Consider the following 12,511-nt stretch of genomic DNA (forward strand, 5'->3'; position numbering starts at 1 on the left):
AATTACTCTTCACGGGCCGTAGCCTCCGCACTGATAGGGCTGGCGTATTCGGCTTTCAGACGGCCGTCCTGGTCGAGGAGCCAGGCGTCCATGACTTGACGCACCACAGGCGCGGCGACACCGGAACCGGACTCGCCGTTCTCGACCATCACCGACACCACGATTTTCGGGTCGTCGGCCGGCGCGAAGCCGACAAACAAGGCGTGGTCGCGATGACGTTCCTGAACCTTCGAGCGGTCGTACTTCTCGCCCTGCTTGATCGCGACCACCTGGGCGGTACCACTTTTGCCGGCGATCCGGTATTGCGCGCCGATCGAAGCCTTGCGCGCCGTACCGCGCGCACCGTGCATCACTTGCTGCATGCCGTGGTTGACCCGGGTCCAGTCGGACGGATCGCGCAGGATGATGTCCGGCATCGGGTTGTCATCCTTCGGCCGCTCGCCTTCGACGGTCTTGGCCAGGTGCGGACGGTTCCACACGCCTTTGTTGGCCACCAGCGCCGTGGCCTGGGCCAGTTGCAGCGGCGTGGATTGCATGTAGCCCTGACCGATCCCGAGAATCAGCGTTTCACCCGGGAACCAGGCCTGGCGCCGGGTCGCGCGCTTCCACTCACGGGACGGCATCAGCCCCGGCGACTCTTCGAACATGTCCAGCGAGACCTTTTGGCCGATGCCGAACTTGCCCATGTAGGCCGACAAACGATCAATCCCCAGCTTGTGGGCCAGGTCATAGAAGTAGGTGTCGTTGGACCGCATGATCGCCGTGTCCAGATCGACGTAGCCGTCACCGGTACGGTTCCAGTTGCGATACTTGTGATCGTAATTGGGCAGCATGTAGTAGCCGGGGTCGAAGACCCGGGTCGACGCGGTGACAACGCCCGAGTCCAGGCCCGCAATGGCCACCGCAGGCTTGATGGTCGAACCCGGCGGGTAAAGACCACGCAGCACGCGGTTGAACAACGGCCGGTCGATGGAATCACGCAGTTCGGAATAAGCCTTGAAGCTGATGCCGGTCACAAACAGGTTCGGGTCGAAACTCGGCTGACTGACCATTGCCAGCACTTCGCCGGTTTTCGGGTCCAGCGCGACCACCGCACCACGGCGACCGCCGAGAGCCGCTTCGGCCGCTTCCTGCAACTTGATGTCCAGGCTCAGGACGATGTCCTTGCCGGGAATCGGATCGGTACGCTTGAGCACCCGCAGAACGCGGCCTCGTGCGTTGGTTTCGACTTCTTCGTAACCCACCTGGCCATGCAGCTCGGGCTCGTAGAAACGCTCGATGCCGGTCTTGCCGATGTGGTGGGTGCCGCTGTAATTGACCGGATCGAGAGACTTCAGCTCTTTCTCGTTGATCCGCCCCATGTAACCCACCGAGTGCGCAAAGTGCGCGCCCTGCGGGTAATGCCGCACCAGCTGCGCAACCACTTCCACACCCGGGAGGCGGAACTGGTTCACGGCGATGCGGGCGATCTGCTCTTCGGTCAGCTCGAACAGGATCGGCACCGGCTCGAATGGCCGACGCCCCTGGCGCATGCGTTTCTCGAAGATCACCCGATCCTCGGGCGTCAGCTCCAGCACTTCGACGATCACATCGAGCACTTGCTGCCAGTCGCCGGAACGCTCGCGGGTCATGCTCAGGCTGAAGCTGGGCCGGTTGTCGGCCACCACCACGCCATTGCGGTCGAAGATCAATCCGCGGGTCGGCGGAATCGGCTGCACATGGACGCGGTTGTTTTCCGACAGGGTCGAGTGGTACTCGTACTGGATCACCTGGAGGAAATACAGGCGAGCGATCAGCACGCCGATCAGCACCACCACTGCAATAGCCCCGAACACGACGCGGCCACGCACCAGACGGGCGTCTTTTTCGTGGTCCTTGATGCGGATCGGCTGGGACATGAGGCAGAACTACTTGTGGTAAGGGTGACCGGACAGAACTGTCCAGGCACGGTACAGCTGTTCGCCGATCAGAATCCGCACCAGCGGGTGCGGCAACGTCAACGGTGACAACGACCAGCGCTGATCGGCCCGCGCACAAACTTCCGGCGCCAGCCCTTCGGGGCCGCCGACCATGAAATTCACCGTGCGCGAGTCCAGCCGCCAGCGATCGAGCTCGACCGCCAACTGCTCGGTACTCCAGGGCTTGCCGTGGACTTCGAGGGTGACAACGCGCTCGTTCGGCCCGACCTTGGCCAGCATGGCTTCGCCTTCCTGACGGATGAAGCGTGCCACGTCGGCGTTCTTGCCACGGGTGTTGAGCGGTATTTCCACCAGTTCCAGCGCCAGCTCGGACGGAAGACGCTTGGCATATTCATGCCAGCCTTCTTCCACCCACTTGGGCATGCGTGAACCGACGGCGATCAGTCGCAGTCGCACAGCAATCCCTTACAGCTGGTCTTTGTTGAGCTTGGTGAAATGCTCGTGGGTGTTTTCCGGGCTGTGATGCGCAGCGCTGGCCGAACGGCTCTGCTCTGCACCGGCCCACAGGCGCTCCAGGTCGTAGAACTGGCGAGCCGAGGCGGTCATCATGTGCACGATGACATCGTCCATATCCAGCAGGACCCAGTCGCTGTCGCCCTTGCCTTCTTCACCCAAAGGCTTGACGCCCTGGGCTTTGACGGCTTCGCGGACCTTGTCCAGCATGGCGCCGATCTGGCGGTTGGACGTACCGGTAGCGATGATCATGAAGTCAGTGATGCTCTGCTTTTCACGAACGTCGATGACCTGGATGTCCTGGGCCTTCACGTCTTCCAGGGCTGCCACGGCAACCTTGACCAGCGCTTCGCCAGCCAGCTCAGGGCCGGTTGGAGCTTCTACTGGCAGCGGGGCGCTCTTGAATGTGCCTTTGCGCTTTACTTTAGCTACGTCTTTGTCAGTCATATAAAACTCGTTTTGCTCGTATGTTCGGGCGCTTCGCTACACGCATTCACGTGCCTTGAAGCGCACCCTTTTTCAGTTCGACGCACGGTAAAGTCCGTGCGCATCGATGTAGGCCAGGACCGCGTCGGGCACCAGGAAACGTACCGACTTACCGCTGGCCAGCAGTTGACGGATCTGGGTGGCGGATACCGCGAGCGGCGTCTGCCAGACGAATGCAATCTGTCCGCTCGGCCCTTTAAGGGCCAGCGGGTCGCTCACCGAGCGCGCTGCCAGCAGGTTGCGCAAGGCATCCGGCGGTTCGCTGTCGGCATCCGGGCGTTGCAGCACCAGGATGTGGCAATGCTGGAGCAACTCTTCCCAGCGGTGCCAAGTGGGCAGGCCGCAAAATGCGTCCCAGCCCAAAAGTAGAAAAACCTGGTCTTCAGCGGCCAGTTCGGCACGCATCAGTTCCAGGGTGTCGATGGTGTAGGACGGCTTGTCCCGCTGCAATTCGCGGGCGTCCACCACCAACGGCGCCACACCGGCCACCGCGCACTCGACCATCGCCAGACGGTCCTTCGCCGACACCTGCGGCGTACCGCGATGCGGCGGCCTGGCACTGGGTGTCAGGCGTAACTCGTCGAGCGCCAGCGCTTCGGCGACTTCCAGCGCACCGCGCAAATGGCCGATGTGCACCGGGTCGAACGTCCCGCCCAGCATGCCAATACGTCGAGGCGCAGGTTCGCTGGTGGTTACCGGGGCCGACGGATTAAGGTCGCCCAAGTCAGACCGACGCCTGGCCGCGCAACTGGCCATCACCGACCACGATGTACTTCTCGCAGGTCAGACCTTCGAGACCCACCGGGCCGCGGGCGTGCAGCTTATCAGTAGAAATGCCAATCTCGGCACCCAATCCGTATTCGAAGCCATCAGCGAAGCAGGTCGGGGTGTTGATCATCACCGACGACGAATCGACTTCCGCGACGAAACGCCGGGTGTCTGCAAGGTTTTCGCTGACGATCGAATCGGTGTGATGGGAGCCGTACTTATTAATGTGCTCGATGGCCTGGTCCAGCCCGTCGACCACGCGGATCGAGAGGATCGGCGCCAGGTACTCGGTGTGCCAGTCTTCTTCAGTGGCCACTGCGGCCTCAATGATCGCCCGAGTGCGCTCGCATCCCCGCAGTTCAACGCCTTTTTCGCGGAACTGGGCAGCCATCGAAGGCAGGAAATCTTTGGCAACGGTTTGATCCACCAACAACGTCTCCATCGCACCGCAAATGCCATAACGGTAAGTCTTGGCATTGAAGGCAATACGCTGGGCCTTCGGCAGATCGGCGTGGGCACTGACGTAAACGTGGCAGATACCGTCCAGATGCTTGATCACCGGCACGCGCGCATCACGGCTGACGCGCTCGATCAGGCCACGGCCGCCACGGGGCACGATGACGTCGACGTATTCAGGCATGGTGATCAGCGCGCCAACGGCGGCACGGTCGGTGGTTTCGACCACTTGAACCACGGCGGCCGGCAGATCGGCTTCGGCCAGGCCGCGCTGGATGCAGGCGGCAATGGCACGGTTGGAATGAATCGCTTCGGAACCGCCGCGCAGGATGGTCGCGTTGCCGGACTTCAGGCACAGGCTGGCGGCGTCGATGGTCACGTTGGGCCGGGATTCGTAAATGATCCCGATCACGCCCAGCGGCACACGCATCTTGCCGACCTGAATCCCCGACGGACGGAAGCTCATGTCGCGAATGGCGCCGACCGGGTCTGGCAACGCTGCAACCTGGCGCAAACCGACGATCATGCCGTCGATACGCTCCGGGGTCAGCGCCAGACGCTCCAGCAGCGCAGGTTCCAGGCCATTGGCTCGACCAGCCGCCAGATCCAGCTCATTGGCGGCCGTCAGCTCGGCACGCGCGGCATCCAGCGCATTGGCAGCCGCCTGCAAGGCGCGGTTTTTCTGCGCGGTGCTGGCACGGCCGATGATGCGCGACGCTTCACGGGCGGCGCGACCCAGGCGGGTCATGTAGTCGAGAACGGACTCAGTCATTGTCTGCTGTGATCTTGGCAAAGATGAAAGCGGCAGATTATAGCTGTCGCGTCCCCTGACTAACAGCGGTGACGGGCGGATGGTCGAAATGGAGGGCAATTTGCCGACGTTCAGCCGTGATTAAGCTGCAAATTGTTATCATCACGACTCAATCAGCTTTGATAAATGCCGTTCATCATGTCCAACCTGACTGTACGTGCGACCGCTGCGGGCCTGCCCACCGGGCTCCCGGACGCATTTTTCGACCGGGATGCGCAAACGCTGGCCCGGGATTTACTTGGCAAAGTCATCCGGCATCGGGTCGGTGAACTGTGGCTCAGCGCCCGGATCATCGAGACCGAAGCCTATTACTTCGAAGAAAAAGGCAGCCATGCCTCTCTCGGCTACACAGAAAAGCGTAAGGCTTTGTTTCTGGATGGCGGCCACATCTATATGTATTACGCCCGGGGCGGCGACTCCCTGAATTTCAGCGCTCAAGGTCCGGGCAATGCGGTTTTGATCAAATCAGCTTATCCGTGGGTCGATGAGTTGAGCGGCCCGGCAAGCCTGGCGCAGATGCTGCTGAACAATCCCGACGCCCAGGGCCGCCCTCGCCCGTCGCAAAAACTCTGTGCCGGGCAAACGCTGTTGTGCAAGGCGCTGGGTTTGAAGGTGCCGGTATGGGACGCCAAGCGTTTTGATCATGAAGTGCTGCTGGTGGAGGATGTCGGCCCGGCGCCGGGTCACATCATTCAAACCACACGCCTGGGTATTCCCCATGGGCGCGATGAGCATCTGATGTACCGCTTCGTCGATGCGGCTTACGCGCCGTATTGCACGCGAAACCCGCTGCGACGGGGGCAGGTCGAAGGTCGCGATTATTTTTTGCTCACTTGAACAATGAAAATCCCTTGTAGGAGCAAGCTTGCTCGCGATAGCGGTCTGACAGTCGAAGCAGATGTTGCCTGACACTCCGCCATCGCGAGCAAGCATGCTCCTACAAGGGTCTGTAGTGTTTTGAAGAGTGCGTTCGGCCCTTGAGGCCAATTGATTATTCAATGGAGTTGTTTTTATGGGCCCATGGCTCGATAGCGTGACCGGATGGCTGACGGTCAACCCGCAATGGCTGGCTGCGGCGGTGTTCATCGTGGCCTTCGTGGAATGCCTGGCGATTGCCGGACTGATCGTACCCGGCACGGTGTTGCTGTTTGCCGTCGCCGTGCTGGCCGGCAGCGGTGCGCTGTCGTTGAGCGAAACCTTGCTGCTGGGATTCGTTGCCGGCGTGCTGGGCGATATCGTTTCCTACTTTGTCGGGCGACATTTCCATCAGAACATCCGCCGCCTGCCCGGCCTGCGCCATCACCCGGAGTGGATCGCCGGTGCCGAGGCTTACTTCCAGCGCTATGGCATCGCAAGCCTGCTGGTCGGGCGATTCATCGGGCCGCTAAGGCCGATGCTGCCGATGGTCGCCGGGATGTTCGACATGCCGTTCCCGCGCTTCGTTGCCGTCAGCCTGCTGGCCACTGCCGGCTGGAGCGTCGCCTACCTGCTGCCCGGCTGGGCCACGGGCGCGGCGATTCGCTTGCCATTACCGGAAGGTTTCTGGCCTGAGGCCGGGATCGTCGCCGGCAGCATCGCCGTGATGATCGGTCTCAGCGCGACCAGCAGCCTGCGCCGTCATCGCAAGGCCACGATACTGATCGCCAGCATGAGCTTGTTGATTCTGGCCGGATTGTTTATCGGCTACCCGCACCTCACCGCTCTCGACCAGGGTTTGATGACGCTGGTGCAGGAACACCGCAGCCCGATGCTCGATGAAGTCGCCGTGACTTTCACCCTGATCGGCGAGTTCCGCAATATGCTGCTGTTCAGCGCCCTGCTCACCGTTTTGCTGCTGCTGACCCGGCAATGGCGACAGGCGATTTTCGCCGGCAGCACACTGCTCGTCACCGCACTCGGCAATACGCTCACCAAACACTTTTTCGCCCGGTTGCGCCCGGAAGTCCTGAGCGACCCGCTTACCAGCTACAGCATGCCCAGCGGCCATGCCTCGGGCTCTTTCGCGCTGTTTCTGACGCTCGCCGTGCTGGCCGGTCGCGGACAACCGCCAAGGATGCGCCTGACCTGGTTGCTGCTGGGTTGCCTGCCGGCGCTGGCGATTGCCTTGTCGCGCGTGTACCTGGGCGCGCACTGGCCAACGGATGTGCTGGCCGGCGCCATGCTGGCGGCGTGCGTGTGTGCGGCGAGCCTGGGGTTGAGTCAGCGCCAGACACCGCTCAACGCCATGCCACCCAAAGTCTGGTGGCTGGTGTTGCCGGCGATGGTGGTGTTATTCGGCTTCTTTGCGTTGCGGCATTTACCGCACGCAATGTTGCGGTATGCCTATTGATCGAACACAAAAAGCCCGAGCATTGCTCGGGCTTTTTTTATCCAGCGAAATTGTTCAAGTACGTCGAGCTTCGCGTTTTTCGATCAGCGCATCCGCGGCATCGGCGGCAGCCTGAGCAGCGACTTCATAGTTGAATCGCTGTTGACTCTTCAGCACGACCAGCATGACCTCAACAGCGCATTGATCCCAGATAGCCTGTTTTTGTGTTGCGTCGGAATCCATTTACATCTTCCTTTTCAAGTGTGAACCCACTTCCTGTGGGCAGACTTGAAACTATGCGTATCCGTTGCTTCCGACAATGCTGGCCTGAGGCCCAAACTGCTACCAAATGCGTTCATCAGCCCTTCGCTCTCAAGCGAACAACTCACCCTGCAATTCATCGAGCAGCGCCTGGATCGCATCCAGTCGTTGCTGCGGATCATCGAGTTGCAGCAGGTCGATCTTGTCCACCTCGGCGAATGGCAGCAGGTACGCCAACTGATTGGCCAGCGACTGTTGCCCGGTCGCTTCGGTGCCCATGTTCAGCGCTTCGACCATCGGGTGTTCGGCCAGGGCCTTGAGCAGTGCGACGAGGTCGGCATCCTCATCCTGCAAGGGTTGCTCCGGTTCGTCTTCCAGCCACTCGACCTCGGCGACGGTCAACTGATCGCGCTGAACCTCGGTGCGCAACACGTGAAAACGCCGCCCGCCCTGCACCCGAATGCCCAGCAGGCCATTGTCCTGCTGCTTGAAATCGGTGATCAGCGCCTCACACCCGACCAGCGCATAACCTGACGGGGCGATGCCGACCTCTTCACCCTCAAGGATGCACACCACGCCGAAGCCGCCGCCCTGTTTCATGCAGCGACCAATCATGTCCAGGTAGCGCGCCTCGAAAATCTGCAAGTCGAGGATGCAGCCCGGAAACAGCACCGTATTCAGCGGGAAAAGCGGCAGGCTCATAGACATTTCCTTACACCACCATCGACACCGCCAACGGCAGGAACACCGCCGTGGCCACGCCCATCAGACTCATCGCCAGCGCCGCGAAGGCGCCGCACTCTTCACTTTCCTGCATCGCCACGGCCGTGCCCACCGCATGGGCGGTCATGCCCAGCGCCATGCCGCGCGCCTCGGGGCTGTGGACGCCGAGCCGGTTCAGCAGGCTCGGCCCAAAGATCGCCCCGATTACGCCGGTGATCAACACAAAAACCGCCGCCAGCGCCGCGACGCCGCCGATCTGTTCGGCCACCAGCATGGCGATCGGCGAGGTCACCGACTTCGGCGCCATGGTCATCAGGATCATGTGCTCGGCACCAAACGACCACCCCAGCAACACGCCCATGCCGGTGGCAATCACGCCACCTATCACCAGCGTAGTAAATATCGGCCAGAACAACTGCCGAATCCGCCGCAGGTTGAGGTAAAGCGGCACGGCCAGCGCAACGGTGGCAGGGCCGAGCAAAATACTGAGGATCTCGGTGCTCTTGCGGTACTCGGCGTAGGTCAGGCCGCAGCCGACCAGCACGCCAATGACCAACAGCATGGAGACCAGCACCGGCTGCAGAAAAATCCAGCGGGTTTTCTCGAACGCCGCCAACACCAGCTGATAGGCGCCGAGGGTGATGCCGATGCCGAACAATGGATGATGAATCACCGACACCCAGGCGCCCTGCCAGTCGAAGATCATTGCGAGTCCTCGCGGTGCGCGTGGCGTTTGACCATGCGCTGCATCAGCACACCGGCGAACGCCATGGACAGCAGCAGCGACAACACCAGTGCGCCGACGATGGCCCAGAAGTCCGCAGCAATGTCCTTGGCGTAAACCATCACGCCCACGGCCGGCGGCACCAGCAGCAATGGCAGGTAACGCAGCAGGCTGCCGGCCGCCAGGCTCAACGGCTCGCCGACCTGGCCACGGCTGATCAGGAACACCAGCAGAAGCAGCAGGCCAATGATCGGCCCCGGCAGCACCGGCAAAAACAAATGGTTGATGGCGGTGCCCAGCAATTGGAACAACACCAGCCAGGTCAGGCCACGTAACAACATCCGTCCTCTCCCCCGAAAAATCGCGCCCGGCATTATAAGCATGCCAACGCTATAGACCGGCATTCGCCAAAAGCATGGTCAGTTGACCGGAGCAATTTGCCATGTTGATCTAAAGTGGTAATCCGGGAGGTCAAATCCCCCCACCTCAAAACTATAAAACCGATGAACCCAAGGAGAGTCTCAATGCCCTATGTTCCAGTTGCAGAGCTCAAAGATTATGTCGGCAAGGAACTTGGACGTTCCGAATGGCTAACTATCGATCAGGAGCGCATCAACCTGTTCGCCGAAGCCACTGGAGACTATCAGTTCATCCACGTCGACCCGGTCAAAGCCGCGCAAACGCCATTTGGCAGCACCATTGCCCACGGTTTCCTGTCGCTGTCGCTGATCCCGAAACTGATGGAAGACATCCTCATCCTGCCTGAAGGCTTGAAGATGGTGGTCAATTACGGCCTCGACAGCGTGCGGTTCATTCAGCCGGTCAAGGTCAATTCGAAAGTGCGCCTCAAGGTCGACCTGACCGAAGTCACCGAGAAGAAGCCCGGCCAATGGTTACTCAAGGCCACCGCCACGCTCGAGATCGAAGGTTCGGACAAACCGGCCTATATCGCCGAGCCACTGTCGCTCTGCTTCGTGTAAACGCTCCCGGATGCGAAGCAGCTCACGCTGTTTCGCGACCTCTCTCTATATCTCAGTCATAGAGCTGCGGCATACTCGGTCGCCTAATTGCCCGGATCCCGCTATGCGCTCACTTGCACTCATTGCCTTGACCCTGATGCTCACCGCTTGCGGCGACAGCGAATCGCTGTTGCCGCCCGATGCGCGCCTGCCGGACGGCGGCCGCTATCGCGGAGACCTGGTCAACGGATTGCTGCAAGGCCAGGGTCGCGTCGATTACCCGAACGGCAGCTGGTACGCCGGCAGTTTCGACAAGGGCCAGTGGCACGGCCAGGGCGAATGGCACGGCAGCAACGGCGAGCTGTATCGCGGCAATTTCAACCTGGGGCTGTTCGACGGCCAGGGCACGCTGACCACCAGCGGCAGCAGCTACACCGGCGGCTTCAAGGCGGGTCGGCGCGAAGGCGAAGGCACCCTCAAAGAAAACGGCATGACCTACCGCGGCGAATTCAAGGCCGATCAATATTCGGGGCTCGGCCGTCTGGAACTCGAAGACGGCAGCTCGTATCAAGGTCAGTTCGCCCACGGCAAACCCAACGGCGAAGGCCAGCGTGGCGACGCCAGCGGCAATCAGTTCACCGGGCATTTCAAGGACGGTCAGCTGGAAGGCAACGGGACATTCAACAGCGCTGAAGGCGACATTTACGTCGGCAGCTTCAAGAACAACCAACTGCACGGCAAGGGCCGCTACGAAAACGCCGACGGTGATGTCTGGCTCGGCCAGTTCAAGGAAGGCTCGCTGAATGGCAAAGGCGAGTTGATCGGCGCCGACGGCAGCCACTACATCGGCCAGTTCAGCGACTGGCGCTTCACCGGTCAGGGCCGACTGAACCTTTCAGATGGCAGCTTCTACATCGGCCAGTTCGACGGCGACAGTTATCAGGGACGCGGCACGCTGGTGCTGACCGATGGCACCGTGCAGAGCGGCACGTGGGCCAATGGTCAGCGAGTACGCGATGCCGACGGCAAGCTGTTGCCCGACAGCCTTGAACTCGGCTTGCTGGCCCAGGGCCGCTTGCTCGAAGACGCGCTGGCCAATGTGCCGGCTTCGACCCCGGCGATCGAGTTGTACACCTTGACCGTCGGCGGTGACGGCAAGCAGAGCGTGTTCCTGCGTGAATCCGATTACGTCAGCAACATGCTCACCAGCCGTTTCGGTGCGTTTGGCCAGATCCGCCTGGTGAACCATCGCGACCACCTCGTCGACCGGCCGATGGCCACCCGGGAAAACCTGCGCCGTGCGGCGCTGACGCTGGCCGAGCGCAGCGGCCCGGAAGACCTGATCTTCATCTACCTGACCAGCCACGGCACCAGCGAACACGAACTGGTGCTCGACCAGCCACGCATGGAGCTGTCCGACCTGCCGGCCAACGAACTCGGCGCCGTGCTCGCCCCGCTGAAAAACCGCGACAAGATCATCGTGATTTCGTCTTGCTACTCCGGTGGTTTCATCCCCGCCCTGAAGGACGAACGCACCCTGATCATGACCGCGTCGCGCGCCGACCGCGTGTCCTTCGGGTGCTCGGAAGAAGCCAACTTCACCTACTTCGGCGACGCGCTGTTCGCCCAGGCCCTGAACCAGACCGACGACCTGGAACAAGCCTTCAAGCTGGCCAAGGCCTCCGTGGCCGAGCGTGAATTGGCGGACAGTTTCGAAGCCTCTGAACCGCAAATCTGGGCGCCGAAAACCGTTCTCTCCCATTGGCAGCTATTACGCAAACAGCAGGCACGAAAAGCGCTACAAAGTGTCTCTATCGACAGCAAGGACGCAAAGAGCAACTAAGCTGATCAGTATCAAGGGGGACATATTATGTACTTGACGCCTCAGCACGTATTGCTTGCCGGAGCTACCGGGTTAACCGGTGAACACTTGCTTGATCGCCTGCTTAACGAGCCCACGATCACGCGCGTATTGGCCCCCTCACGCCGGCCGCTGGCCGAGCATCCGCATCTGGAAAACCCGGTCGGCGACCCGGCGATGTTCCTGCCGCAACTCAGCGGTCGCGTCGACATCGCCTACTGCTGCCTCGGCACCACGATCAAACAGGCCGGCTCGGAAGCGGCGTTCCGCGCGGTCGACCTCGACATGGTAGTGGCCTTCGCCAAACGGGCGCGGGAAATGGGTGCGCGACACTTGATCGTGATCAGCGCCCTGGGGGCCGATCGCAGATCCTCGGTTTTCTACAACCGGGTCAAAGGCGAGATGGAGTACGCATTGCGCGCACAAAACTGGCCACAGCTGACCATTTGTCGACCTTCGGTGTTGCTGGGTGAACGCCTCGAACCGCGTCTGGCCGAGCAGGTCGCCGGTCCGTTGTCCCGCTTGATCCCCGGCAAATACCGCGGAATCGAAGCTTGCCAACTGGCCAGGGCGATGTGGCGACTGGCGCTGGAAGAACAGGATGGGATACGGATTGTCGAGTCGGATGAGTTGAGGAAGCTAGGCAAGTAATTTATTGAGTCAGGGATGAACCATCGCGAGCAGGCTCGCTCCCACATTTGATCTGTGTCGCTCACAAATCC

Annotated in this window: 14 protein-coding genes; 5 read left to right on the forward strand and 9 right to left on the reverse strand. The window is 61.2% G+C overall.

The features are described from left to right. Positions 1-2: 2 nt before the first annotated feature. The 5 genes from mrdA to IB246_RS24415 form a co-directional block, all read right to left on the reverse strand. Positions 3-1,898, reverse strand: a complete 1,896-nt coding sequence (gene mrdA, locus IB246_RS24395; protein ID WP_008035095.1) for a penicillin-binding protein 2 — start codon at positions 1,896-1,898, stop codon at positions 3-5. Between the two features lie 9 nt (positions 1,899-1,907). Beyond that, on the reverse strand, positions 1,908-2,375 hold the full coding sequence (gene rlmH, locus IB246_RS24400; RefSeq protein ID WP_007937439.1) for a 23S rRNA (pseudouridine(1915)-N(3))-methyltransferase RlmH: 468 nt from the start codon (positions 2,373-2,375) through the stop codon (positions 1,908-1,910). 9 nt (positions 2,376-2,384) lie between these two features. Then, a complete protein-coding gene (gene rsfS / locus IB246_RS24405) occupies positions 2,385-2,879 on the reverse strand; it encodes a ribosome silencing factor (protein WP_008035092.1) in 495 nt (164 codons plus the stop codon). A 72-nt stretch (positions 2,880-2,951) separates the two neighbouring features. Next, a complete protein-coding gene (gene nadD, locus IB246_RS24410) occupies positions 2,952-3,641 on the reverse strand; it encodes a nicotinate-nucleotide adenylyltransferase (protein ID WP_085988415.1) in 690 nt (229 codons plus the stop codon). A gap of 1 nt (position 3,642) precedes the next feature. Continuing rightward, positions 3,643-4,914: a glutamate-5-semialdehyde dehydrogenase gene (locus tag IB246_RS24415; RefSeq protein WP_008044543.1), complete on the reverse strand. Its 1,272-nt coding sequence runs from the start codon at positions 4,912-4,914 to the stop codon at positions 3,643-3,645. Between the two features lie 177 nt (positions 4,915-5,091). On the opposite strand from IB246_RS24415, the gene IB246_RS24420 reads away from it, so the two are divergent. Both IB246_RS24420 and IB246_RS24425 read left to right on the forward strand, forming a co-directional pair. Beyond that, the gene (locus IB246_RS24420) at positions 5,092-5,790 is read left to right on the forward strand and encodes a DNA-3-methyladenine glycosylase (protein ID WP_032832881.1); all 699 of its coding nucleotides are present in this window, start codon (positions 5,092-5,094) and stop codon (positions 5,788-5,790) included. A 175-nt stretch (positions 5,791-5,965) separates the two neighbouring features. Continuing rightward, the gene (locus IB246_RS24425) at positions 5,966-7,282 is read left to right on the forward strand and encodes a bifunctional DedA family/phosphatase PAP2 family protein (RefSeq protein ID WP_008044540.1); all 1,317 of its coding nucleotides are present in this window, start codon (positions 5,966-5,968) and stop codon (positions 7,280-7,282) included. 54 nt (positions 7,283-7,336) lie between these two features. Here the strand turns inward: IB246_RS24425 and IB246_RS24430 are convergent, their stop codons facing one another. From IB246_RS24430 to IB246_RS24445, 4 genes are all read right to left on the reverse strand, one after another. Beyond that, positions 7,337-7,504, reverse strand: coding sequence for a hypothetical protein (locus IB246_RS24430; protein ID WP_008044534.1), 168 nt, complete (start codon positions 7,502-7,504; stop codon positions 7,337-7,339). Between the two features lie 129 nt (positions 7,505-7,633). Then, complete coding sequence (locus tag IB246_RS24435) at positions 7,634-8,224, reverse strand: LON peptidase substrate-binding domain-containing protein (RefSeq protein ID WP_008035081.1); 591 nt, start codon at positions 8,222-8,224, stop codon at positions 7,634-7,636. A gap of 10 nt (positions 8,225-8,234) precedes the next feature. Beyond that, the gene (locus IB246_RS24440; protein WP_008035079.1) at positions 8,235-8,951 is read right to left on the reverse strand and encodes an LrgB family protein; all 717 of its coding nucleotides are present in this window, start codon (positions 8,949-8,951) and stop codon (positions 8,235-8,237) included. After that, positions 8,948-9,310 (reverse strand): CidA/LrgA family protein, encoded by a 363-nt coding sequence (locus tag IB246_RS24445; RefSeq protein WP_008044533.1) that lies wholly within the window; start codon positions 9,308-9,310, stop codon positions 8,948-8,950. Before IB246_RS24445 ends, IB246_RS24440 begins: the two co-directional genes overlap by 4 nt. A 183-nt stretch (positions 9,311-9,493) precedes the next feature. On the opposite strand from IB246_RS24445, the gene IB246_RS24450 reads away from it, so the two are divergent. From IB246_RS24450 to IB246_RS24460, 3 genes are all read left to right on the forward strand, one after another. Beyond that, positions 9,494-9,949, forward strand: coding sequence for a MaoC family dehydratase (locus IB246_RS24450; RefSeq protein WP_008035756.1), 456 nt, complete (start codon positions 9,494-9,496; stop codon positions 9,947-9,949). Positions 9,950-10,052: 103 nt separating this feature from the next. After that, positions 10,053-11,771 carry a C13 family peptidase gene (locus IB246_RS24455; RefSeq protein ID WP_192230193.1) on the forward strand — a complete coding sequence of 573 codons (1,719 nt, stop codon included), beginning with the start codon at positions 10,053-10,055 and terminating at the stop codon, positions 11,769-11,771. A 27-nt stretch (positions 11,772-11,798) separates the two neighbouring features. Next, entirely contained in the window at positions 11,799-12,440 is a 642-nt protein-coding gene (locus IB246_RS24460; RefSeq protein WP_008042977.1) for an oxidoreductase, read from the forward strand. Positions 12,441-12,511: the final 71 nt, after the last annotated feature.

Origin of the sequence: Pseudomonas sp. PDM01 (assembly GCF_014852325.1) — a bacterium.
GTDB lineage: Bacteria > Pseudomonadota > Gammaproteobacteria > Pseudomonadales > Pseudomonadaceae > Aquipseudomonas > Aquipseudomonas migulae.